This is a genomic window from Streptomyces platensis (genome assembly GCF_008704855.1).
Taxonomy (GTDB): domain Bacteria; phylum Actinomycetota; class Actinomycetes; order Streptomycetales; family Streptomycetaceae; genus Streptomyces; species Streptomyces platensis.
Window position 1 is genome coordinate 4,885,152 of sequence record NZ_CP023691.1, and the last position, 25,383, is coordinate 4,910,534.

Annotated in this window: 9 protein-coding genes and 1 pseudogene; 2 read left to right on the forward strand and 8 right to left on the reverse strand. The window is 73.5% G+C overall.

Annotation, left to right across the window (positions count from 1 at the left end; all coding sequences use genetic code 11):
• Positions 1–99: 99 nt before the first annotated feature.
• The gene (locus CP981_RS21665) at positions 100–879 is read left to right on the forward strand and encodes a thioesterase II family protein (protein ID WP_085923269.1); all 780 of its coding nucleotides are present in this window, start codon (positions 100–102) and stop codon (positions 877–879) included.
• Here CP981_RS21665 and CP981_RS21670 read toward each other — a convergent pair.
• The 8 genes and pseudogenes from CP981_RS21670 to CP981_RS21705 all read right to left on the reverse strand — a co-directional run bounded on the left by CP981_RS21670 (position 816) and on the right by CP981_RS21705 (position 25,058).
• Entirely contained in the window at positions 816–1,595 is a 780-nt protein-coding gene (locus CP981_RS21670) for an aspartate/glutamate racemase family protein (protein ID WP_085923270.1), read from the reverse strand. The two genes, CP981_RS21665 and CP981_RS21670, sit on opposite strands and share 64 nt — an antisense overlap.
• Positions 1,592–7,243 carry a non-ribosomal peptide synthetase gene (locus CP981_RS21675; protein WP_085923271.1) on the reverse strand — a complete coding sequence of 1,884 codons (5,652 nt, stop codon included), beginning with the start codon at positions 7,241–7,243 and terminating at the stop codon, positions 1,592–1,594. The genes CP981_RS21670 and CP981_RS21675 overlap by 4 nt, the downstream gene beginning before the upstream one ends.
• A complete protein-coding gene (locus CP981_RS21680) occupies positions 7,243–15,117 on the reverse strand; it encodes a non-ribosomal peptide synthetase (protein WP_085923272.1) in 7,875 nt (2,624 codons plus the stop codon). Before CP981_RS21680 ends, CP981_RS21675 begins: the two co-directional genes overlap by 1 nt.
• Positions 15,118–15,188: 71 nt before the next feature.
• On the reverse strand, positions 15,189–23,396 hold the full coding sequence (locus CP981_RS21685) for a non-ribosomal peptide synthetase (protein WP_085923273.1): 8,208 nt from the start codon (positions 23,394–23,396) through the stop codon (positions 15,189–15,191).
• 188 nt (positions 23,397–23,584) lie between these two features.
• A complete protein-coding gene (locus CP981_RS21690) occupies positions 23,585–23,782 on the reverse strand; it encodes a DUF397 domain-containing protein (protein ID WP_085923274.1) in 198 nt (65 codons plus the stop codon).
• Positions 23,779–23,949: pseudogene (locus CP981_RS38745) on the reverse strand (transcriptional regulator); the annotation flags it as partial. The pseudogene CP981_RS38745 and the gene CP981_RS21690, both read right to left, overlap by 4 nt.
• A 72-nt stretch (positions 23,950–24,021) precedes the next feature.
• The gene (locus tag CP981_RS21700) at positions 24,022–24,225 is read right to left on the reverse strand and encodes a DUF397 domain-containing protein (RefSeq protein WP_085923275.1); all 204 of its coding nucleotides are present in this window, start codon (positions 24,223–24,225) and stop codon (positions 24,022–24,024) included.
• Positions 24,222–25,058: a helix-turn-helix domain-containing protein gene (locus CP981_RS21705; protein ID WP_085923276.1), complete on the reverse strand. Its 837-nt coding sequence runs from the start codon at positions 25,056–25,058 to the stop codon at positions 24,222–24,224. Before CP981_RS21705 ends, CP981_RS21700 begins: the two co-directional genes overlap by 4 nt.
• A 106-nt stretch (positions 25,059–25,164) precedes the next feature.
• On the opposite strand from CP981_RS21705, the gene CP981_RS21710 reads away from it, so the two are divergent.
• Positions 25,165–25,383: a hypothetical protein gene (locus CP981_RS21710; protein ID WP_244329738.1), complete on the forward strand. Its 219-nt coding sequence runs from the start codon at positions 25,165–25,167 to the stop codon at positions 25,381–25,383.

A 25,383-nucleotide genomic window follows, 5' to 3' on the forward strand; every position in this document is an offset into this window, starting at 1 on the left:
GGGTCTTGATACGGCGCCGATAGGGGCGTCCGCTAGCGTCCCGGCCGAGTCCGGCCCCGGTCGTACCTCCCCTGTGCCGTATCTCCCGAAGGGTTGACCATGACTGTTTCCCGCGCCGCGAGGGGCGCGCACCGCGCCCTCGACCAGGAGTGGTTCCGCCGTCCCCGGCCCGTTCCGGACCCCCGGATGCGGCTGGTCTGCTTTCCGCACGCCGGCGGCGCGGCCAGCTTCTTCCGGGACTGGCCGCAGTGGCTGCCGGCGGATATCGAGGTCGTCGCGGTCTGTTATCCCGGCCGGGAGGACCGGATCGCGGTGCCGCCCGCCGAGTCGATGGACGAGCTCGCCGACCGGATTGCCGGGGAGCTGGTGCCCGCCCTGGACCGGCCGCTGGCCTTCTTCGGGCACAGCATGGGGGCATCGGTCGCGCACGAGGTGGCGCTGCGGATCGAGCGGCGGCACGGACGCGTGCTGAGCCGGCTGCTGGTCTCCAGCCGCAGCGCACCGTCCCGGCTGCGGCCCTCCGGGATCTCCCGGGAGAGCGACGAGGTGCTGGTGGCCGATGTCATGGCGCTCGGCGGGACGTTCTCCGCCGCCCTGGACCACCCCGATCTGCGGGAGCTGCTGCTGCCCGCCATCCGCGCCGACTACCGGCTGATCGACGACTACCGGCCGCCGGCCCCGCTGCCCCGGCTCGGGGTGCCGGTGACCGCCCTGCTCGGCGACCGGGACCCGCATGTCCAGGAGGCGGACATGCGGGCCTGGGCGGAGGTGACCGAGGGGGACTTCGGGCTGCGGGTCCGCTCCGGGGACCACTTCTATCTGCTGGAGCAGGCGCCCTCTCTGGTGGCCGAGGTGGGCAGGCTGCTCACCAGCCGCTGAGGGGCCGGCAGGCCCGCCGAGAAGCGGACCGCGAGGGTGCGCAGGGCGTCCACCGTCCGGTCGGGGCCGTACCGTTCCGTCAGATCCCGTGACACCAGGTGGAATTCGGTGCAGCCCAGCACGACGCCGGTGCAGTCGTGGCGCCGCATGAGGTGCTCCACTTCCGGCAGCGCCTCCTGCGGCAGCGGACCGTAGCGCTTCATCCGGTAGATCAGCCGGTGGACCCGGGCCTGGGCGTCCTCGTCGGGGCGCACCACCCGGTGGGCCACGGCGTCCCAGCCGGGCTGCGACTCGAAGATCCGCGCCCGGCGGCTGCCCTCGGTGGACAGCATCAGGAACCGGCCGGCGGCACCGGCCAGTTCCGCCGCCGTGGTCTCCACCAGGGACACCACCCGGCCGCGCAGCACCGGATCGACCAGCGGCAGGAAGTGGTGCGCCGTGAAGCACACCACGACCACCTGATCGGCGCCCCGCTCCAGCAGCTGCGCCAGCCGGTCCTCCAGCCGCTCGGTCATCTCCCGGGCCCTGCCCTGCCGGATGGCCTCGGTGCGGTCGGGGAAGGCCGGGTCGGAGTCCAGCAGCACCCGCGGACGGGACTGCTCAGGACCGTGCCACTCGCCCGCGTACAGCGTCCGGAGGAACTCGGCCGAGGCCAGCGGGCCCATGCCGCCCAGGACGCCGAGGACCGCCGCTGCGGGGAGCACCGGGGTGGTCATCGGGTGCTCCCCGCCGCCGCGGCGGCCGTGGCGTCCCGTGGCCCGGCGATCCGCGGTGCGAGGACGGCGCAGATGTCGGCGGCCGGCGCCGGCTCCAGCATCCTGGCGTGCTCGCAGTCCACCTCGTGGATCTCCAGCTCGCCGTCGAGGAACTCCTTCCAGGCCTGCGGGCTGGTCCACTCCTGCTGCTTCTGCGTGGCCACCACCAGCAGCATCGTGCCGCGGAACCGGTCGGGGCGGCGTGCGTTGGTGAGCGTCACGTTGTTCACCATGATGTCCAGCGCCACGGCTCGCTGCGCGTCGTCGAGATGGCGCAGCTCGCTCTCGCCGCGGCCCAGCCAGTCGGTGATCCGGGCCCGCATCACGCCGGTGTCCGGCAGCTCCGGGGAGGTGCCCTCGGGCAGCCCGTAGATCCCGGCGTAGCCCTCGTACATCTGCGTGAGGATCTCCTCGGGGCCGCCGGTGCCGGGGCCGTCGGCAGGCGCCGGGTAGGCGTCGAGCACCGCGAGCAGCGCCACCTCCTGGCCCTGCGCCTGGAGCGCGGTGGCCACCGCATGCGCCATGATCCCGCCGAGCGACCAGCCCAGCAGGTGGTACGGGCCCTCCGGCTGCACCCGGCGGATCTCGCGGATGTAGTCCTCGGCCATCTCGTCGAGGGAACGGGCGGGCGCCTCCGTGCCGTCCAGACCCCGGGACTGGAGGGCGTACACCGGGTGGTCGGGGCTCAGGGCGCCGAGCAGTGCCGAGTAGCGCCAGCTGAATCCGGCGACCGGGTGCACACAGAACAGCGGCGCGGTGCGGCCCGCCGTGCGCAGCGGCAGCAGCACCTCGAAGGCGCTGCTGCCGCCGCCGTCGAGCTGGGCGGCGAGCCGGGCCGGGGTCGGTGCGGCGAACACATCGCGCAGCGCCGGGGCGCCGCCCAGCAGCGCCGCGAGGCGGCTCACCAGCCGGGTGGCCAGCAGCGAATGCCCGCCGAGCTCGAAGAAGTTGTCGTCCACGCCGACCTGTTCGGCCCCCAGGACCTCCGCGAAGAGCCGGCACAGCAGCTCCTCCTGCGGGGAGGCCGGCGGCCGGGTGGCCCGCCCGGTGACCGGGGCGGGCGCGGGCAGCGCCCGGTGGTCGAGCTTGCCGTTCGGCGTCAGCGGCCAGCTGTCGACGACGACGAACGCCGAGGGCGTCATGTACGAGGGGAGCAGCGCGGAGGTCTCGTCCCGTACCGCCGCCGGGCTCAACGGCGGCTCGTCCGGCGCCTGCTGGACGTAGGCCACCAGGCGGCGGTCGCCCGGCCGGTCCTCGCGGACGGTCACCACGGCGCGGCCCACTCCGGCGCACCGGCTCACCGCCGCCTGCACCTCGCCGAGTTCGATCCGGAAGCCGCGCACCTTGACCTGGCTGTCGGCCCGGCCGCAGAAACGGAGCTGCCCTTCGCCGTCCCAGTACGCCAGGTCACCGGTGCGGTACATCCGGGAGCCGGGGGCGCCGAACGGGTCGGCGACGAAGCGGTCCGCGGTCACCGCCGGCTGGTGGAGATAGCCGCGGGCCACGCCGGTGCCGGAGACGTACAGCTCGCCGACCACACCGGACGGCACCGGCTGAAGGGCCGCGTCCAGCAGATACACCCGGGCGCCGTCGATCGGCCGCCCGATGACCGCGGCGCCGTCCGCGGTCCGCGGGTCCCGGATCGCGAAGCTGACATCGCAGGTGGCCTCGGTGGGGCCGTAGGCGTTGATCAGCGTCCGGTCCCGGCCCCAGAACCCGGCGAGCTCGGCGGGCAGCACCTCCGCGCCGGTGATCATCACCTTCAGCTCCGGCAGTGCGGTCCGGGGCACTTCGGCCAGCACCGACGGCGGGATCATCAGATGGCTGATCCGGCGCTCCCGGAGCACCTCGACCAGCTCCGCGCCGGTGGGAGTCCCCTCCGGGACGACCAGGCACCCGCCGCACAGCAGCGACCAGAAGAACTCCGCCACCGAGACATCGAAGCTGGGCGAGGCGAGCTGGAGCGCCCGGCTGCCCTCCTCGACGCCGTAGTGCGCGGCCTGGTTGGCGGCGAACGCGGCCAGCCCGGTGTGGGTGACCACGACGCCCTTGGGGCGGCCCGTGGTGCCGGAGGTGAAGATGGTGTACGCCGGGTGGTCGAGTCGCAGCGGGGCGGTGCGCTCCGCGTCGGTCAGGTCCGCGCCGGACAGTGCGGCGCACGCGGTCGTGGTGGTGGCATCGTCCACCAGCAGCACCGGCACCGCACCGGTCTCCGGCAGCCGGTCCGCGAGCGCGGCGGTGGTCAGCAGCAGGACGGGCGCGGCGTCCGACACCATCGCGGTCAGCCGCTCCGCCGGATAGCCCGGGTCCAGCGGCAGATAGACCGCACCGGCCTTCTGCACGGCGAGGACCGCCTCCGCGAGGTGCCCGGAGGGCGGCAGTGCGACCGCGACCGCGCGCTCGGGGCCCGCCCCGCGGGTGACGAGGAGCCGCGCCAACTGGTTGGCGCGCTCGTTGAGTTCCGCGTAGCCGATGACGCCGTCCGTCTCCAGCGCGGGGCGGTCCGGGGCGCGGCGCACCTGGCGCTCGAAGAGCTCGGCGAAGGTGGCGGCCGACGGGGCGGGGCGCCGGTGCGGCCCGTCCTGGAGCAGCGCGTCGCGCTCGTCGGGGGAGAGCACCTCCAGGCGGCTGACCGGCAGCTCGGGGCCGGCGCAGGCCTCGGCCAGCACCCGCGCCAGACGCTCGGTGAGCAGCCGGGCGGTCGCCGGGTCGAAGAGGTCAGCGGCGAATTCGAGCAGACCGCCGATCCCCGCCGGGCGGCCCTCGGCCGTACGGGACTCGCTCAGGTTGAACGCGAGGTCGACCTTGGCGGCCCCCTCGGCCTCGCCCTCGAAGGAGACATCGAGGCCCGGCAGTTCCAGGGTGGCGCTGCCGGTGTTCTGGAGGATCAGCGCCACCTGGGCGAGCGGTGCGTGGGACAGCGTCCGGGTGGGGTTGACCGCCTCGACGACCCGCTCGAAGGGGACGTCCTGGTGCGCGTACGCGGCCAGATCGGTCTCGCGGACGCGCCCCAGCAGCTCCAGGAAGGTCGGGTCGCCGGACACATCGGTGCGCAGGACGAGGTTGTTGACGAAGTAACCGACCAGCTCCTCCAGCGACTCGTCGGTGCGCCCGGCCACCACGGTGCTGACCGGGATGTCGCTGCCCGCGCCGAGCCGCGACAGCAGGACCGCGAGTCCGGCCTGGAGCACCATGAAGACCGTGGCGTCGGACCGCCGGGCCAGCTCGGCCAGCCGCTCATGTGTCGCGGCGTCCAGGGTGAACGGCGCGGTCGCGCCGCGGTGACTGGCGGCCGCCGGGCGGGGACGGTCCAGCGGCAGGTCCAGCAACTCCGGCGCGCCCGCCAACTGGTCCCGCCAGTAGGCGAGTTGCTGCGCCAGCACGCTGCCCGGGTCGTCCTCGGACCCCAGCAGCTCCCGCTGCCACAGCGCGTAGTCGGCGTACTGCACCGGCAGCGGCTGCCACCGGGGCGCGCCGCCCCGCAGCCGCGCCCCGTACGCCACCGAGAGGTCCCGGACCAGCGGCGCCAGCGAGGAGCCGTCGCTCACGATGTGGTGCATGAGGAGCAGCAGCACATGCTCCCGGTCCGAGATCCGCAGCAGCGTGACCCGCAGCGGGAGTTCCCCGGCCAGGTCGAAGCCGCGCCCGGTCCGCTCGGCCAGGGCGGCGGCCAGCTGCTCCTCGCCGTCGAGCGTCACGTACTCCAGCTCCGGGCGGGCCTCCTCGTGGGGCAGCACGATCTGGCAGGGCGCACCGGCCACCTCCGTGAAGCGGGTGCGCAGCGCCTCGTGCCGCTCGATCACATCGCCCACCGCGGCCCGCAGCGCGTCCCGGTCCAGGGCGCCGCGCAGCCGCAGCGGCAGCGGGATGTTGTAGGTCGGGCCGGTGCCCTCCAGTTGGAAGGCGAACCACAGACCGCGCTGGGCGTACGACATCGGCAGCTGCTCCGGGCGCACGGCCGCCCGCACCAGGGCCGGGCGGGTGGTGTCCGCCTGCGCCAGCCGGGCGGCCAGCCCGGCCACCGTCGGGGACTCGAAGACGGACCGCACCGGCAGCTCCACGCCGAAGGCCGCGCGGATCCGGCTGAGCAGCCGGATCGCGGTGAGCGACTGCCCGCCCAGCGTGAAGAAGCTGTCGTCGACACCCGGGCAGGGGCGGCCCAGCACGCTTTCGAAGAGGCCGCGGAGGATCTCCTCGGTGGCCGAGAACGCCGTCCTGGCGACCGGAGGCAGCACCTCGGCCTCGTCGTCGGCACCCGGCCCGGGAGCCGGGGCGGCGTCCAGTCGCCGGAACGCGGCCGGCAGCGGGCAGGTGAGGCCGGCCACGGCCTGCCCGGGGCCGGCGACGATCTCGCCCAGTACGCCTTCCAGCGCGCCGAGTACGGCCGCGGCCTCGTCCCGGTCGAAGAGGTCGGGACGGTATTCCAGCTCGATCTGGAGCCGCTGCCCGGTGAGACCGGCGACCACTCGCAGCGGGTAGTGCGCGGAGTCATGGCCCTCGGCGACCTCGACCCGCACGCCCGCGTACGAGGGCCGGGTGCCGTCGTCCCCGGGGAAGTTCTCGAACACCATGAAGGTGTCGAAGAGATCGCCGGTCCCGGCCAGGCGCTGGATCCGGGCGAGGCTGAGGTGGTGCCGGCTGAGCAGCGCGGTCTGTTCGTCCTGGAGCCGGGCGAGGTTGTCCGCGACCGGGGCGCCCGCGTCGAGCCGTACCCGGACCGGGACGGTGTTGATGAACATCCCGACCATCGACTCGATCCCGGCGACCTCCGGCGGGCGGCCGGAGACCAGGGTCCCGAAGACCACGTCGTCGCGGCCGGTGAGCCGGCCCAGGACCACCGCCCAGGCGCCCTGGACCAGGGTGTTGACGGTCAGCCCGCGCTGCCGGGCGAACCGGTCGAGGTCCCCGCCGAAGCCCTCGGGGAACGCGGCCACCACCCGCTGCGGTGCGACCGGCGCCCGGCCCGGGTCGGCGGGCGCCACCAGCGAGGGGCCGGGCAGCGCGTCGAGCGCCTGCTGCCAGGCCCGCTCGCACCCGGCGTCGTCCTGGGCGGCCAGCCAGCTGAAGTAGGTGCGCTGCGGCACGACCGGCGGCAGGGCCCGGTCGTCGCCCCCGTGCTCGTACAGGGTGAACAGCTCCCGTACGAGGATCGGGGTGGACCAGCCGTCCAGCAGCAGATGGTGGTTGGAGAGCACCAGCCGGTACCGGTCGGGCCCGAGCCGCACCAGGGTGAACCGCATCAGCGGCGGGCGGTCGAGCGGGAAGCGGCGGGCGCGGTCGGCGGCGAGGAACTCCGCCAGCCGCCGCGCGGCGTCGTCCCGGTCCGTGAGGTCGAGTTCCTCCCAGGGGAGCGGCACCTCGCGGTGGATCACCTGGAACGGCTGGCCGTTCGCCCGCTGCCGGAAGCCCGCCCGCAGGTTGGGGTGGCGTTTGAGGAGCGCCGCCACCGATGCCCTGAGCAGGTCCGGGCGCAGCGGTCCGTCGAGGGCGAGGACCATCTGGACGCCGTAGACGTCGACCGCCTCGTCGTCGTACCAGGAGTGGAAGAACATGCCTTCCTGGAGCGGCGTCAGCGGAAGGACGTCTTCCAGCGCGGACTGCTTTTTCATCAGAGCGACCCCAGTTCTGCTTCAAGTGCGTCGATCTCGTCCTGGGACAGCCCGAGGGAGAGATCGGAGGGTGTGTGACCGCCGGTTTCGGCGCCGGCGGTGTGGAGGACCAGGGCGTCCAGCGCCTCGAACCAGAGCTCGGCGAGTTCGCGCACGGCCGGCTCCGGGAGGAGGCCGGCCGGCCAGGACCAGGTGGCGTTCAGCCGCGGCCCGCCGGGCAGGTCCTCGGTGAGCGCGTTGACCTCCAGCGCGTGCGGGACCGCGGCCCCGGCGTCCCGCGGGGCGGGGGAGGGCAGACCGTTCGCCATGGTCCACAGCTCGCCGTCGCCGGCGCCCGCCGCCGCGAACCGGCCCAGGTAGTTGAACCCGAGGCGGGGGGCGGGGAGCTCGGCGAGGCGCGGTGCGGTGCGCGGGTTGAGGTAGCGGAGCATGCCGTACGAGACACCGTTGCCCGGCAGCGCGCGCAGCTGCTCCTTGACCGCCTTCAGGGCCGCGCCCACGCCGGGCCCGCCCGCCCTCAGCTCCGCCCAGTCGACGGCCGCGGGGGCCAGCAGTGCCGGGTAGAGGCTGGTGAACCAGCCGACGGTGGCGGACAGGTCCGCGCCGTCCAGGATGTCCTCGCGGCCGTGGCCCTCCAAGTCGACCAGGACCCCCGCTGCCGAGCGGTCGCCGCGCCGGCGGCGCCACTCCAGGACGGCGAGGGCGAAGCCGGTCAGCAGCACGTCGTTCACGTTCGCGTGGAAGGCGGCCGGGACAGTCGTCAGCAGCGGTTCGAGGCGCTCCGGCGGCAGGCCGAGGGTCAGATGGCGCACGGTCTCCGCGGTGTCGGTCCGCGGATCCACCGGCCGTACGCCGGGCAGCGCGGCCGCCGACGGGTCGCTGAGGACCGAGGTCCACACCCCGAGGCCGTCCTCCCACCGGGGCTGCTGCGCGCTCTCGTGCAGCCCTTGGGCCCACTGGCGGAACGAGGTGCGCACCTCGGCGAACGCCGGGTCCCGCCCGTCCGCGGCGGCCTCCCAGGCCGCCCGCAGATCCGGCAGCAGGATGCGCCAGGAGACGCCGTCCACCGCGAGGTGGTGGATCAGGATCTGGAGCAGCCCCGGCGCCGCGTCCCCGGCGTCGTACCAGACGAGCTGGACCACGGCGCCGTCGTGCGGGGAGAGCCGCAGCCGGGCCTTCTCCCCGTGCTCGGTGAGCGCCAGGTCCCGGGCACCGGCCGCCAGTCCGGCGATCTCCACCCGGCGCAGGACGGAGTCCGCGGGGACGGACCCGGGCGCGCCGACCGTCGGCCGGTCCGCGCCGTCCCCGGTTCGCGCCATCCGCAGCCGCAGCACGGCGTGGTGGTCGAGCCAGCGCTGTACGGCGTCGGTGAGCCGCCGCTGCCCGAGCCCGGCCGGGACCCGGATCGTCATGGACTGGTTGAAGCCCGCCGTCGGTCCGTCCTGTGCGGACAGCCAGTGCATGATCGGCGTCATCGGGAAGTCGCCCACGCCGTCGTCCGCCGGGCGCGGTGCGGCCGCCCCGGAGATCTCGGTGGCGACGGCGGCGAGCGCGGCGGCCGTACGGCACTCGAAGACCTGCCGGACCGTCACGTCCAGCCCCGCGGCACGGGCCTGGGAGACCAGCCGGATGGAGCTGATGCTGTCCCCGCCGAGCTCGAAGAAGCTGTCGTCGATCCCGGCGTGCGCGAGGCCGAGCACCTCCGCGAAGACCCGGCACAGGGTCTCCTCGCGGGCGGTGCGCGGGGCCCGCCCGGTGGTGCTGCCGGTGTACTCGGGCGCGGGCAGCGCCTTGTGGTCGAGCTTGCCGTTGGCGGTCAGCGGCAGGGCGTCCAGGGCGACGACCGCGGCCGGGACCATGTAGTCGGGCAGTGCGCCGGACAGATGCTCCCGCAGTACGGCCGCGGCGGGCAGCCCGCCCGCCCCGGCCTCCGGGACCGCGTAGCCGACCAGTCGCTTCTCGCCGGGCCCGTCCTCCCGGACGACGACCCGGGCCTGCGCCACCGCCGGGTGGGACTCCAACGCGGCCTCGATCTCGCCGAGTTCGATCCGGAAGCCGCGCACCTTCACCTGGTCGTCGGCGCGCCCGAGGTATTCGAGCTGCCCGTCGGCCGTCCAGCGGGCCACGTCTCCGGTGCGGTACATCCGCGCGCCCGGCGGGCCGAAGGGGTCGGCCACGAACCGCCCGGCGCTCAGCGCGGGCTGGTGCAGATAGCCGCGGGCCAGGCCCGCGCCCGCCACATACATCTCGCCGGGCACGTTCGGCGGCAGCAACTCCAGCCGGTCGCCCAGCACATAGATCCGCAGATCCGGGATGCCCCGGCCGATCAGGCTCCGGGTCTGCCCGGCCGCCGCCCGCTCGTCCAGCGGCAGATGACTGACGTGCACGGTGGTCTCGGTGATCCCGTACATGTTCACCAGGACCGGCGCGGTGTCCCCGTGGCGGCGGTACCACTCGGCCATCCGGCCCAGATCCAGCGCCTCACCGCCGAACACGACGCGGCGCAGCGCCAGTCGGGCACCGAGGCCGGGGTGTTCCGCGTCGGCCTGCATCAGCTGGTAGAACGCCGACGGCGTCTGGTTGAGGACCGTCACCCGCTCGTCGGCCAGCAGCCGCAGGAAGTCCTCCGGGGAACGGCTCACCTCGTACGGCACCACGACCAGCCGGCCGCCGTACAGCAGCGGCCCCCACAGCTCCCACACCGAGAAGTCGAAGGCGTACGAGTGGAACAGCGTCCACACGTCGTCCGGGCCGAAGCCGAACCACTCCTCGGTGGCCGCGAACAGCCGCGCCACATTGCGGTGCGGGACGACGACGCCCTTGGGGCGGCCGGTGGAGCCCGAGGTGTAGATGACATACGCGGCGTTCGACGGGGAGAGCGGGCCGCCGCGGTCCGCGTCGGTCAGCTCGCCGCCGTCGTACCCCGCCAGTGCACGGGCGGTGCCGGGGTCGTCCAGCAGCAGGGTGCGGGGCCGGGACTCCGGTAGCCCGGCCGCGGCCTCGGTGGTGCTCAGCAGCAGCTCGGGGCCGGAGTCGGCGAGCATGTACGCGGTCCGGTCCGCCGGGTAGGACGGGTCCACCGGGACATACGCCGCCCCGGACTTCACCACCGCCAGCAGCGCCACTACCAGTTCGGCGGTCCGCGGCAGCGCGAGCGCCACGAAGCGCTCCGGGCCGGCGCCGTGCGCCACCAGCAGCCGGGCCAGCCGGTTCGCCCGCGTGTTCAGCTCGCGGTACGTCAGTGACGTCCCCTCGTACACCACCGCCACGGCGTCCGGGGTGCGCGCCGCCTGGGCCTCGAACAGCTCCGGCAGCGAGGCCGGGGCCGCCTCCCCGGCGGCGCCGTTCCACTCCACCAGCAGCCGCTGCCGTTCGCCCGGCGCCAGCAGGTCGGCCTCGCTCACGGGGCGGTCCGGTGCGGCCGCCGCGGCCGTCAGCATCCGCTCCAGCCGCGCGGCGAGGGACCGCGCCCCGTCGCGGCCGAAGAGATCCTCGGCGTACTCAAGAGAGCCGGTCAGACCCGCGGGCCGGCCGTCCCCGGTGAACCGCTCGCGCAGCCCGAAGGACAGATCGGACTTGGCGGCCTCCAGCGTGGTCGGCTCGGTCGCCATCCGCACGTCCTCGTGCAGGCTCCCCGGCGCGTCCGCGTTGTTCTGGAGGTGCAGCATCACCTGGGCGAGCGGGATGTGCGAGAGCACCCGGGAGACCTGCGCCGCCTCGACGACGCGCTCGAAGGGCACGTCCTGGTGGGCGTAGGCGGCCAGGTCGGTTTCCCGGACCCGGCCGAGGAGTTCGCGGAAGGTCGGGTCGCCGGAGACATCGGTGCGCAGCACCAGGGTGTTGATGAACAGGCCGACGAGGTCGTCGAGGGCGTCGTCGGTGCGTCCGGCGACGGCGGTGCCCAGGGGGATGTCGGTGCCCGCGCCGAGCCGCGACAGCAGCGCGGCGACCGCCGTGTGCAGCACCATGAACAGCGTGGAGTCGGTGGCCTGCGCGAGCGCGACCAGGCCCTGGTGGACCTCGGCGTCGACAGCCAGGCCGACCGTGCTGCCCCGGTGGGAGGCGACGGCGGGCCGGGGGTGGTCGAGCGGCAGCTCCAGCAGCTCCGGAGCGCCCGCCAACTGTCGGCGCCAGTAGTCCAGTTCGCTTGATATCAGGCTGTCCGGGTCGTCCTCGGAGCCCAGTACCTCCCGCTGCCACAGGGTGTAGTCGGCGTACTGGACGGCGAGGGGCTGCCAGCCGGGGGCGGTGCCCTGGCGGCGCGCGGTGTAGGCGGCGGACAGGTCGTTGAGGAGCGGGGCGATCGACCAGCCGTCGCCCGCGCTGTGGTGCAGGAGGAGCAGCAGGACGTGGTCCTGTGCGCCCAGGCGGTAGAGCGTGGCGCGGAGCGGGTTGTCGTGGGTGAGGTCGAAGGCGTGGGCGGCCTGTTCGGCCAGGTGGTGGGGGAGCTGGTCCTCGGTGGTGGGGACGAGCGGGAGTGCGGGGCGGGCCTGCTCGGCGGGGACGACGGTCTGCCGGGGCTCCCCGTCGTGCTCGGTGATGCGGGTGCGCAGGGTCTCGTGCCGGTCGGTGAGGTCGGCGAGGGCCTGGGTGAGGGTGGCGTGGTCGAGCGGCCCGGTCAGGCGCAGGGCGTGCGGGATGTTGTAGGTGGGGCTGGGGCCTTCGAGTTGGTAGGCGAACCACAGGCGGCGCTGCGCGGGGGAGAGCGGAAGGTGCGCCGGGCGCGGGTCGGCGGCCGTGAGGGGGGTGCGGGCCGTGCGGGCGCCGGCGAGCCGGGGGGCGAGTGCGGCGACGGTGGGGTGCTCGAAGAGCGCGCGGAGCGGGATCTCGGCGTGCAGGGCGGTGCGGATCCGGCTGATGAGGCGGGTGGCGAGCAGGGAGTGCCCGCCGAGGTGGAAGAAGCTGTCGTCGATGGTGACGGCGGGCAGGCCCAGCACGTCGGCGAAGAGCGCGGTGAGGGTTTCCTCGGTGGCGTTGCGAGGGGCCCGGCCGCCGCTCTCGGCGTGCGAGGCGTAGTCGGGGGCGGGCAGGCGGTCCCGGTCGACCTTGCCGTTCGGGGTCAGCGGCCACTGCTCCAGGACGAGCACGGCGGACGGGACCATGTAGTCCGGCAGCGACTCCGCGACCAGCTCCCGCAGCGCCGCCGGGTCGGGCGCTTCCGCACCGCCCGCCGCCGTCACATAGGCCACCAGCCGGCGCCCGGCGGCCGCGTCGTCATGCACCGTGACCAGCGCCTCGGCCACCCGCCCGGTGGCGCTGAGCGCGGCCTCGATCTCGCCGAGTTCGATGCGGAAGCCCCGGATCTTCACCTGGTGGTCGGTGCGGCCCAGGAACTCCAGCTGCCCGTCGGCCCGCCAGCGCGCCAGGTCGCCCGTGCGGTACATCCGGCTGCCGGGCGCACCGTACGGATCGGCCACGAAGCGCTCCGACGTCAGCCCCGGCCGCCGCAGATAACCCCGCGCGAGCCCCGGGCCCGAGACATACAGCTCGCCGGCGACCCCCGCGGGCACCGGGCGCAGCGCGGCGTCCAGCACATAGACCCGGGCATTGCGGATCGGGCCGCCGATCGGTGGCACCTGGGCGCCCGACAGCGGTTCGCTCATGGTCGCGCAGACGGTGGCCTCGGTCGGGCCGTAGGCGTTCACCATCCGCCGCCCGGCCGACCAGCGCCCGACCAACTCCGGGGCGGTGGCCTCGCCCGCCACCACCAGCGTCATCCCGGCGGGCAGACCGTCCGGCCCGAGCACGCCGAGCGCGGCGGGCGGCAGGGTGGCGTGGGTGACCCGCTGTTCCGCCAGCAGCCGGGCCAGCGGCTCGCCGGGCGCCAGCCGGTGCGCGGGGGCCACCACCAGTGCGGCGCCGGTGGTCAGCGCCATGATCAGTTCCCAGGCCGCGGCGTCGAAGCTCAGCGACGCGAACTGGAGCACCCGGGACCGGGGCCCGACCGCGAAGGCCTCGGCGTGGGTGGCCGCCAGCGACGCCACTCCGGCGTGGGTGACCTCGACGCCCTTGGGGCGGCCGGTGGAGCCGGAGGTGTAGATGACGTACGCGGGGTGCTGGAGGCCGGCGCGGGGGCCGAGCGGGGTGGCGGGCAGGTCGTTCAGGGCGGCGACCACGGCGGGGTCGTCCAGGAGCAGACGGGGGCAGCCGGTTTCGGGCAGGGCGACGCCGCCGACGGTGAGCAGGCAGGTGGGGCGGGCGTCGCCGAGCATGTAGGCGATCCGCTCGGCGGGGTACTCCGGGTCGACGGGCAGATACGCCCCGCCCGCCTTGTGCACCGCCAGCGCCGCGACCACCATCTCCGGTGAGCGCGGCACGGCGAGCGCCACCACCGTCTCCGGGCCCACGCCGTGGCGTATCAGCAGCCGGGCCAGCCGGTTGGCCCGCTCCGCCACCTCCGCGTAACTCAGCACCAGGTCCTCGCACACCACCGCGGGCGCCTGCGGATCGGTGCCCACCCAGGTGTCGAAGAGCTCCGGCATGGTCGCCGGCGGGACCGGGTGGCCGGTCGCGTTGCGCTCCACGATCAGCTGCCGGTGCTCGGCCGCGTCGAGCACCGGAGCCTGGCTCACGGCCCGGTCCGGGGCCGCGGTCACCGCGTCGAGGACCCGGATCAGCCGCTGCGCCAGGATCTCCGCGCTCTCCTCCCGGAACAGGTCCACGGCGTACTGGATCTCGCCGACCATGCCCGCCGGGTCCTGCTCGGGGGTGTACCGCTCCTCCAGGTAGAAGGTGAGGTCCGTCTTGGCCACCCCGGTCGCCACATCGCCGAAGGAGGCCTCGACGCCCGGGATGGCGAAGGTGCTGTCCGCGTTGCTCTGGAGGGTCAGCAGCACCTGGAAGAGCGGGGTGTGGGACAGCGACCGGCCCGGGTTGACCGCCTCCACGACCCGCTCGAAGGGCACGTCCTGGTGGGCGTAGGCGGCCAGGTCGGTGTCCCGGACCCGGGCCACCAGTTCGCGGAACGTCGGGTCGCCGGAGAGATCGGTGCGCAGCACCAGGGTGTTGACGAAGAAGCCGACGAGGTCGTCCAGCGCCTCGTCCGTACGGCCCGCCACGGCGGTACCGACCGGGATGTCACGGCCGCCGCCCAGCCGCGACAGCAGGACCGCGAGCCCGGCCTGCACGACCATGAAGACGGTCGCGTCGCAGGCGCGGGCCAGCTCCACCAGCCGCCGGTGGAGGCCGGCGTCCAGGGTGTAGCGCACGGTCGCGCCCCGGTGGCTCGCCACCGCCGGCCGCGGATGGTCCAGCGGCAGTTCGAGGAGTTCCGGCGCGCCCGCCAACTGCTGCTGCCAGTAACCGAGTTGCTCCGACAGCAGGCTTTCCGGGTCGTCCTCGGAGCCCAGCACGTCCTGCTGCCACAGCGCGTAGTCGGCGTACTGGACGGGCAGCGGCTCCCACTGCGGCCCGGCGTCCGCGCACCGGGCCGCGTACGCCTCCGACAGATCCCGGGCCAGCGGCGCCATCGACCAGCCGTCGGCCGCGATGTGGTGCATCAGCAGCAGCAGGACGTGCTCCCGCTCGGCGACCCGGTAGAGGGTGACCCGCAGCGGCACCTCGGCGGTGAGGTCGAAGCAGTGGCGCGCCTGCTCGGCCAGCGCCTCGGTCAGCGCCGCCTCCCCGGCCAGCTCCACGAACCGGACCTCAGGGCGCCCGTCCTCGGGGGTCAGCACCACCTGGCCGGGTTCGCCGTCCTCCTCCGCGAACCGGGTCCGCAGCACCTCGTGCCGGCCGGTCACATCCGCGACCGCGGCCGCCAGCGCGTCCCGGTTCAGCTCGCCCGACAGGCGCACGTACAGCGGGCAGTTGTACGTCGGGCTGGGTCCCTCCAGCTGGAACGCGAACCACAGCCGGCGCTGGGCGTACGACATGGGGAACAAAGGGACTCCTTCAGGGACGCACAAAAGGGGGGACCGGCCGGGCGGACTGCACCAGCGGTGGTTCAGGACGGCCGGCGGCGCATGGAACGGAGGGACGGGCGGGCCTTGCGGGCACCGTCGAGCTGCTGCGCGAGCTGGGCGACCGTCGGATTCTCGAAGATCGTCCGGACGGTGACCTCGGCGCCGAGCGCGGCCCGGATGCCGCTGATCAGCCGGGTCGCCAGCAGGGAGTGCCCGCCCAGCCGGAAGAAGCTGTCGTGGATGCCGACCGCCGGCAGCCCCAGCAGCTCGGCGAAGAGCCCGCAGAGCGTCTCCTCGCGCGGGGTCCGCGGTCCCTGGCTGTCGGCGGACGGCGCCGGACGGCCCGGTACGGGCAGCGCCTTGCGGTCGACCTTGCCGTTGGGCATCAGCGGCCACTGCTCCACCACGACGACCGCGGAGGGCACCATGTGCCGGGGCAGACTGCCGGAGATCTGCTCCAGCAGGTCCTCGGCGGGCAGCGGGCCGGACAGCTCCGGCAGCAGCTCGGTGTAGGCCACGATGCGCTTGTCGCCGGGGCTGTCCTCGCGGACCAGCGCCACCGTCTGCTTGACCCGCGGATGGGCGTCCAGCACCGCCTCGATCTCACCGAGTTCGATACGGAAGCCGCGCACCTTCACCTGGGCGTCGGTCCGGCCGACGTACTCCAGCTCGCCGTCGGCGCGCCACCGCACCAGGTCCCCGGTGCGGTACATCCGCTCCCCGGGCGCGCCGTACGGGTTCGCCACGAAGCGCTCCGCGGTCAGCGCGGCCCGGTTCCGGTAGCCCCGTGCGAGGCCGTGCCCGGCGATGTACAGCTCACCGGGGACACCGGCCGGCACCGGCCGCAGCCCCGCGTCCAGCACGTACACCCGGGTGTGGGCGACCGGGACACCGATGGGCGGGACGCCCTCGCCGGACAGCGGGCGGCTCATCGTGGCGGCGACGGTGGACTCGGTCGGACCGTACGAGTTGATCATGCGGTACCGGGTGGCCCAGCGGCCCGCCAGCTCCACGCTCACCGCGTCCGCGCCGGTCACCAGGGTGCGCAGGTCCGGGAATGCACCGTCCGGGATCGTCGCCAGGGTGGCCGGCGGGATCAGGGTGTGGGTGATCCGGGAGTCCCGCAGGACCTCGGCCAGCGCCTCACCGGCCAGCGGCCCGCCGTCCGGGACCACCAGGGCGGCGCCGGTGGTGAGCGCCATGACCAGCTCGATCACCGAGGCGTCGAAGCTGGGTGAGGAGAGCTGGAGCACCCGGCTGTCGCCGTCCAGCAGGTAGTTCTCCCGCGCGGAGACGGACAGATCGGCCACTCCGGCGTGGGTGACCTCGACGCCCTTGGGGCGGCCGGTGGAGCCGGAGGTGTAGATGACGTACGCGGGGTGGTGCAGCCCGGCGCGGGCGTCGAGGGGCGTGGCGGGCAGGTCGTTCAGATCGGCGACGACGGTGGGGTCGTCCAGCAGCAGGCGGGGGCAGTCGGTTTCGGGGAGGGGGGTGCCGGTGAGGGTGAGCAGGCAGGTGGGCCGGGCGTCGTCGAGCATGTAGGCGATCCGCTCGGCGGGGTACTCCGGGTCGACGGGCAGATACGCCCCGCCCGCCGTGACCACCGCCAGCATCGCCACGATCAGGTCCGCCGACTTCGGCAGCGCCAGCGCCACCACCCGCTCCGGGCCCACCCCGTGCCGCATCAGCAGCCGGGCCAGCCGGTTGACCCGCTCCGCCACCTCCGCGTAGCGGTACGTACGGTCCCGGTGGACCAGTGCCGGCGCGTCCGGAGCCTGCGCCACCCGCTCCTCGAAGAGCGCGGGCAGGGTCGCCGCCACCGTGTCGCGGGCGGTGTCGTTCCAGCCGGACAGCAGCTGGTCGCGCTCCTGCGGCGCGAGGATCTCGATCTGCCCGACCGTGCGGTCCGGGTCGGCGACGGCGGCCCGCAGCACCCGCAGCAGCCGGTCCGCGATATCCACCGCGGTCCCGTGGTCGAACAGGTCGGTCGCGTACTTCACTTCGAGACCGATGCCGTCCGGGACCAGGTCCGCGTCCTGCCGCTCCTCCCAGAAGAAGATCAGGTCGAACTTGGCGATCTCATTGGTGACCTTCGGCGCGGTCGCCTCGGTGCCCGGGAAGTCCAGGGCGCCCCGCTGGTAGCTCTGGAGCGTCGTCACGACCTGGACGAGCGGGGAGTGGGACAGCACCCGGTCCGGGTTGACCGCCTCGACGACCCGCTCGAAGGGCACGTCCTGGTGGGCGTAGGCCGCCAGGTCGGTCTTCCGGGCGCGGGCCAGCAGCTCGCGGAACGTCGGGTCGCCGGACAGATCGGTGCGCAGTACGAGCGTGTTGATGAAGAAGCCGACGAGGTCGTCCAGCGCCTCGTCCGTACGGCCCGCCACGGCGGTACCGACCGGGATGTCGGTGCCGGACCCGAGCCGCGACAGCAGCGCCGCGATCGCCGCGTGCAGCACCATGAACAGCGTGGCGCCGGAGCTCTGCGCCAGCGCGACCAGCTGACGGTGCAGCTCGGGGTCCAGCTCCAGCTGCACACTGCCGCCGTGGTGACTGGCCACCGCGGGACGGGGCCGGTCCAGCGGCAGCGCGAGCAGCTCGGGCGCCCCGGCCAGCTCCCGTTCCCAGAACGCCAGCTGCTGCGAGATCACGCTGCCCGGGGCATCCTCCGACCCCAGCAGCTCCCGGTGCCACAGCGCGTAGTCCGCGTACTGGACGGGCAGCGCGTCCCGCTCCGGGCTCCGGCCCGCCAGACGCGCGCCGTACGCCTCCGACAGATCCCGGGCCAGCGGCGCCATCGACCAGCCGTCGCTGGCGATGTGGTGCATCACCACCGCCAGCACATGCTCCCGCTCGTTCAGCGAGAACACCCTGACCTGGAGGGGGAGTTCGCCGACCAGCCCGAACGGGTGCAGCGCGGCCTGCGCGAGCGCCTCGGTCAGGCCCGCTTCCCCCGCCACCGGGACGAAGGACACCTCCGGCGTCAGCTCACCGGCCGGCAGGACCTGCTGATACGGCTCGCCGTCCGCCTCCGGGTAGACGGTACGCAGCACCTCGTGCCGCGCGACCACGTCCGCGACCGCGGCCCGCAGCGCGTCGTGGTCCAGCGGGCCGGACAGCCGTATCCAGGTGGGGATGTTGTAGGTGACGCTGGAGCCCTGGAGGCGGTGGATGAACCACAGCCGCCGCTGGGCGAACGACAGCGGCACCCGCTCCGGGCGGTCCGCCGCCAACAGCGCGGGACGGGCCCGCTCCGCCTCGGCGAGCCGGGCCGCGAGACCCGCCACCGTGGGCGTCTCGAAGACCGCCCGGATGGACAGTTCCACGCCCAGCGTGCCGCGCAGCCCGGCGATCAGCCGGGTCGCCAGCAGCGAATGGCCGCCCAGATCGAAGAAGCTGTCGTCCACGCCCACCCGCGGCAGGCCCAGGACCTCGGCGAACGCACCGCTGAGGATCTCCTCCTGCGCGGTGCGCGGACCCCGGCCCGGGGCGCGCGCGGCGCCGTAGTCGGGCACCGGCAGCGCCCGGCGGTCCAGCTTCCGGTTGACCGTCAGCGGCAGCTCGTCGAGCAGGACGAAGGCCACCGGCACCATGTAGTCGGGCAGTTGCCGCGCGGCGTAGCGGCGCAGCTCCGCCGGGTCCGGGGAGCACCCGGGGGCCGGGACCGCGTAGCCGACCAGCCGCTTGTCGCCGGGCCGGTCCTCCCGCACGATCACCGCGGCCTGCGCGAGTTCGGGGTGGGCGCCGAGGACGCCGTCGATCTCGCCCAGCTCGATCCGGAAGCCCCGCAGCTTGACCTGGTCGTCGACCCGGGCGATGAACTCCAGCTGTCCGTCCGCCCGCCAGCGGCCGAGGTCGCCCGACCGGTACATCCGGCTGCCGGGCGGCCCGAAGGGGTTGGCGACGAAGCGGGTGGAGGTCAGGTCGGGACGCCGGTGGTAGCCGCGGGTCACCAGGTCACCGGCGATGTACAGCTCACCGGGGCTGCCCACCGGGACGGGCTGGAGCCGCGCGTCCAGCACGAACATCTGGGTGTTCCAGACGGGCCGGCCGATGGTGACCACACCCGCCGGGACGGTGTCCCCCGGCTCGATCCGGTACTCCGAGCAGCCGACGGTGGTCTCCGTCGGCCCGTACTCGTTGATGACGGTCGCCCCGGGGTGCCGGCCCCGCCACTCGTCCAGCACCTCGCCCATCAGCGACTCCCCGCCGAGCACCAGCTGCTCGTCGGGCGAGAACGCGTCGGGGAGTTCGATCAGCAGCGGCAGATGGCTCGGGGTCGCCTTGACGAAGCTGGGGCTGCGCCGGCCCTCGGCCGCCGTGCTCGACGCGTCCAGCTCGATCAGCTGCACACAGCCGCCCGAGGTGAGCGGGGCGAACAGGCCGGTCGCCGTGAGGTCGAAGGCGACGGGCGAGTGCACCAGCGCGGTGCCCGCGACACCGGGGTAGGCGGACCGGGTCCAGGACAGATAGCCGTCCAGGGAGCGGTGCTGGACCGTGACGCCCTTGGGGCGGCCGGTGGAACCCGAAGTGAAGATCACGAAGGCGGCGTTGTCCAGCGACAGCGGGCCGCCTCGGTCCGCGTCGGTGAGGTCGGCGGCGGAGTGCGCCGCCACCTCGGCTGCCGTACCGGGCTCGTCGAGCCGCAGCAGCGGGCACGGCGCCGGGACGTCCTCCATCACCCCGCGCCCGGTCAGCACCAGCACCGGGTCCACGTCGGCCAGCATGAAGCCGAGCCGGTCCGCCGGATAGGTCGGATCCAGCGGCAGATACGCGCCGCCCGCCTTCAGCACGGCCAGCAGCGCGACCACCAGCTCCACCGACCGCGGCATCGCCACGGCGACATAGCTCTCCGGCCCCACACCCCGCGCGGCCAGCACCCGGGCCAGCGGGTTGGCCCGCTCGTTCAGCTCGCGGTAGGTCAGCGCGGTGCCCTCGTGCACGACGGCGGGCGCATCCGGGACCTGCGCCGCCCGGTCCTCGAACAGCTCCGGCACCGTCCGCCCGGACAGTTCGCGCGGCTCGCCCTGCCAGGCGTGCAGCAGCCGGTCCCGCTCGGCGGCGGTCAGCAGATTCAGCTGCCCGACCGGCAGATCGGGCCCGGCGACGGCCGCGCCGAGCAGCCGGACCAGCCGGGCGGCCAGCGCCTCGGCCGTGGCGTCGTCGAAGAGGTCGGTGGCGTACTCCAGCAGACCGTCCACCCCCGTCCAGGAGCCGTCGGCGGCCTGGCGCTCCCAGGTGTGGAAGGACAGATCGAACCGCGCGGTCCGCCGCGGCACCTCCTCGGCCACCGCGTCCAGGCCGCCCGCCGCGGTGCCGTGGTCCGGGGTGTTCTGCGAGGTGAGCATCGTCTGGAACAGCGGGGTGTGGGAGAGCGTGCGCACCGGGTTGACCGCCTCGACGACCCGCTCGAAGGGCACGTCCTGGTGGGCGTAGGCCGCCAGATCGGTGTCCCGGACCCGGCCGAGGAGTTCGCGGAAACTCGGGTCACCGGAGACATCGGTGCGCAGCACCAGCGTGTTGACGAAGAAGCCGACGAGGTCGTCGAGGGCGTCGTCGGTGCGTCCGGCGACGGCGGTGCCCAGCGGGATGTCGGTGCCCGCGCCGAGCCGCGACAGCAGCGCGGCGACCGCGGCCTGGAAGACCATGAAGACGGTGACGTCACACTGCCGGGCCAGCCGTGCGACCTGCTGGTGCAGCCCGGCGTCCAGGGCGAAGCGCACACTCGCGCCGCGATGGCTGGCGACGGCGGGACGGGGCCGGTCCAGCGGCAGCTCCAGCAGCTCCGGCAGGCCCGTCAACTGGTCACGCCAGAAGTCGAGTTGACGCCCGGCGAGGCTCGTGGGGTCGTCCTCGGCGCCCAGGATCTCGCGCTGCCAGAGGGTGTAGTCGGCGTACTGGACGGCGAGCGGCTGCCAGGTGGGCGCGGTGTCGCCCCGTCGGGCCGTGTAGGCGGCGCCGAGGTCCTGGAGGAGCGGGCCCGTGGACCAGCCGTCGCTGGCGATGTGGTGGGTCAGGAGCAGCAGCACGTGCTCGCCCTCGGCCAGACGGTAGAGAACGGCGCGCAGCGGGTTCTCGTCGCTGAGGTCGAAGGCGTGCGCGGCCTGCTCCGCGAGGTGCCGGGGGAGCTCGTCCTCGGTGGTGGCGACGAGGGGCAGCTCGGGGCGCGCCTCCTCGGCCGGCAGGACGATCTGGTGGGGCTCCCCGCCGTGTTCCGCGATGCGCGTCCGGAGGGTCTCGTGGCGTTCCGTGACGTCCGTCAGGGCGGCGGCCAGCGTCGGATGGTCGAGCGGGCCGCCGATCCGGAACGCGTGCGGGATGTTGTAGGTGGGGCTGGGGCCCTCCAGCTGATAGGCGAACCACAGCCGGCGCTGGGCGGGGGAGAGGGGGAGGTGCGCCGGACGGGGAGTGACGGCCGTCAGCGGGCTGCGGGTGCTGGGGGCGGTGGGGAGCTCGGGCGCGAGCGCGGCGACGGTGGGGTGCTCGAAGAGCGCGCGGACGGTGAGGTCGGCGTGCAGCGTGGCGCGGATCCGGCTGATGAGGCGGGTGGCGAGCAGGGAGTGCCCGCCGAGGTGGAAGAAGTTGTCGTCGATGGTGACAGCCGGCAGGCCCAGCACGTCGGCGAAGAGCGCGGTGAGGGTCTCCTCGGTGGCGTCACGGGGCGCCCGGCCGCCGCTCTCGGCATGCGAGGCGTAGTCGGGGGCGGGCAGTTGAGCCCGGTCCACCTTGCCGTTGGGCGTCAGCGGCCACTGCTCCAGGACGACCACGGCGGACGGCACCATGTAGTCCGGCAGCGACTCCGCGACCAGCTCCCGCAGCACCGCCGGATCGGGCGCCTCGGCGCCGCCGCCCGTCCCCGTCACATAGGCGACGATCCGCTGGTCGCCCTCGCGGTCCTCGCGGACCAGCACCACGGTCCGGGACACCAGCGGATGCCGCAGCAGCGCCGCCTCGATCTCGCCCAGCTCGACCCGGTGCCCGCGCACCTTCACCTGGTGGTCGGTGCGGCCCAGGAACTCCAGCTGTCCGTCGGCCCGCCAGCGCGCCAGGTCGCCCGTGCGGTACATCCGGCTGCCGGGCGCACCGTACGGATCGGCCACGAACCGCTCCGACGTCAGCCCCGGACGCCCCAGATAACCCCGCGCGAGCCCCGGCCCGGCGATGTAGAGCTCACCCGCGACACCCTCCCCGACCGGCCGCAGCGCGGCATCGAGGACATAGCCGCGGGCGTTGTCCATCAGCCGGCCCAGCGGCAGCACACCGTCGGGGGTCGGCTCACCGGGCTCCAGCCGGAACTCGGCCGCGTTGACGGTCACTTCGGTCGGCCCGTACACATTCAGCACGGTCGCCGCCGGATGACGCCGCCGCCACTCGTCCAGCACCGAACCGATCAGCGCCTCACCGCCCAGCATCAGCTCCTCGGTGGGGGAGAAGCCCGCCGGGAGCACATCGAGCAGCGGCAGATGGCTGGGCGTCGCCTTGAGGAAGGTGCACTCCGGCGTGCCGCCGAACGCGTCCTCCTCCAGCGGGCCCGCCAGCACCCGGCCACCGCTGACCAGCGGCACCCACAGCGAGGTGACGGTCATGTCGAAGGACACCGACGAGTGCCACAGCGAGGTGCCGCGGGCGCTCGGGTAGGTCTGCCGCGACCAGCCGAGGTAGTCAGCGAGCGCCCGATGCTCGATCACCACGGCCTTGGGCACGCCGGTGGAGCCCGAGGTGTAGATGACGTAGGCGGGGTGCGCCGGACGCAGCGGGGCGGTCCGCGCCCCGTCGTCGAGGTCGCTCGCCGCGGCCCGGGACAGCGCCTGCGCCACGTCCGGCGCGTCCAGCAGCACGGCCTGCCCGGCGAAGCCCTCCGCCGCCGCCCCGGCCCCGGCCGTGGTGAGCAGACAGGCCGGCCGGGCGTCGGACAGCATGAACGCCACCCGGTCCACCGGGTAGTCGGTGTCCATCGGCAGATAGGCGGCACCGGTCTTCGCCACCGCCAGCAGCGACACCACGAGATCGACGGACCGGGGCACCAGCACCGCGACGATCCGCTCGGGGCCCACGCCCCGCTCCGTCAGCAGCCGGGCCAGCCGGTTGGCGCGGGCATTCAGCTCCCGGTAGCTGAGCTGCTCGTCACCACAGCCGAGGGCCGGGGCGTCAGGAGTACGCCGCACCTGGTCCTCGAAGAGCTCGGGAAGCGTCAGCACGGCGAACGGCCGCTCCATTCCCTGCCACTGCGCCTGGGCCTTCGGACCACTCATCGGGGAACTCCTTGTGCATCAGCAGAAACGCGGCACATCACCGACGGGAGGCTAAGAACCTCGGGTTTCAGTGCGCTATTGAAGCCATTTCGCTTGCTGAGCTGGGGTTTTTCCGCGTAGGGGTCTGCCGGCATGACAACGGCCCCCGCCGTGTGGCGGGGGCCGGTACCTCAGGGTCCGCTGCGGGTTCAGGCAGGGAACTCCCCACCCTTGACGGCAGCGACGAACGACGACCAGCCGTTCGCGGTGAAGGTGAGCGCCGGGCCGTTGGGGTCCTTGCTGTCGCGGACGGGGACAGCACCCGGGATGTTGGCGGCAACCTCGATGCAATCGCCGCCGTTGCTGCTGTAGGAGGACTTGAACCAGCGGGGGGATTCGGTCGTCACGGGATGCCCTTTCGCAACTTGCTGATCATCGCCACGGCTGCCGCTTGCGACAGCGCCTCGGCCTGTAGTTGATGGTAGGCAGTGAGCACGGGCACCAGGGAGGTACTTTCCCGGTCCAGGATTCCCTGAGCCTGAGATTCGGCGTAACAAATCAGGGACCGGTCCGGGTAGGGGTCCGCCGGCATGGCAACGGCCCCCGCCGTGTGGCGAGGGCCGGTTACGCAGGGTCCGCTGCGGGTTCAGGCGGGGAACTTCCCATTCTTGACGGCGGCGACGAACGACGACCAGCCGTTCGCGGTGAAGGTGAGCGCCGGGCCGTTGGGGTCCTTGCTGTCGCGGACGGGGACAGCGCCGGGGATGTTGGCGGCGACCTCGATGCAGTTACCGCCGTTGTTGCTGTAAGAGGACTTGAACCAGCGGGGGGAGTCGGTCGTGGTCGTCACGGGGTGCCCTTTCGTGCCTCGTTGATCATTGCCATCGATGCCGCCTGCGACAGCGCCTCGGCCTGCAATTGATGGTAGGCCGTCAACAGAGGTAGTACGGAGGCCGTTTCGCGTTCCAGGTGTCCCCGCATCTGCGATTCCGCATACGCGATCACCGATAGGTCCGACAGCGTCAGCAAGTTCATCGGGAGGTCGAACGTGCGGCGCTCCCCTATGTCGTACGGGGCGATCTGGAGCACGGTGTTCGGCAGCTCGGCGAACTCGGCCAGTCGCGCCAACTGCGCCCCCATGACCTCATGTCCGCCGACGCATCTACGGATACAACTCTCGTCCATCACCACCAGCATCATGGGAGGGCGGGGCCGTACTAGCGCGGCCTGCCGCTCAGCCAGGAAAGAGACCCGCTCGGCTGCTTGCTCGGGTGCGATCACCCCACGCCGTAAGGCGCTGTCTGCCAGAACCCGGGCGTACTCCGGTGTCTGTAGGAGCCCAGGGATGATCCCGATTTCGTACAGCCGAATCTCTGCCGCCCGGCCCTCGTACTTGACGTACTCCGGGAACCCCTCCAACAGGCTGCCGTGTTTGATCTCGCGGTACTCACGCTCGAACGAGGCTGCTGTGCCCTCAAGGCCGAAGACACGGTCCACGCTGCGCGAGAACCGGAGGGTTGGAGGTTTCCGACCATTCTCGACGGCCGAAACATGCACGCTCGAATATTCCGCGCGTTCGGCCAGGTCCTCTTGCGTCCAGTCGCGCGCCTCTCGCAGTCTGCGCAAACGCGCCCCGTAGGCCGCCTGAGGGGAAGCGTCCGGGTTCAACTCGTTGCGATTCAAAGGGCTTTCCCTGTCCTTCCGTCCGCAAGTGACACGTTGAATGGGTCCTGACTGTAGGCCACGCTGAGGACTCCTGGTAGTGGAACCACTACGGAGAGGAGTAGTCGTGTCCGGCAGTCTGACCCCACCCGTACAGCTCGGCGAACCCCGGCCCGACCCGAAGCCTGCGGCAGAGTGCGATATCTGCCAGGCGCTGGTAAACGAGCGGCAGTTGGCAGAGGCACGGGGCGACAAGAGCAAGGTTGTCGACCTGAACATCGAACTCAGGAACCACCCCAAACATGAGGGCAGCGATGACTGCCGCAGCGGTGACCGAGGCGCCTGA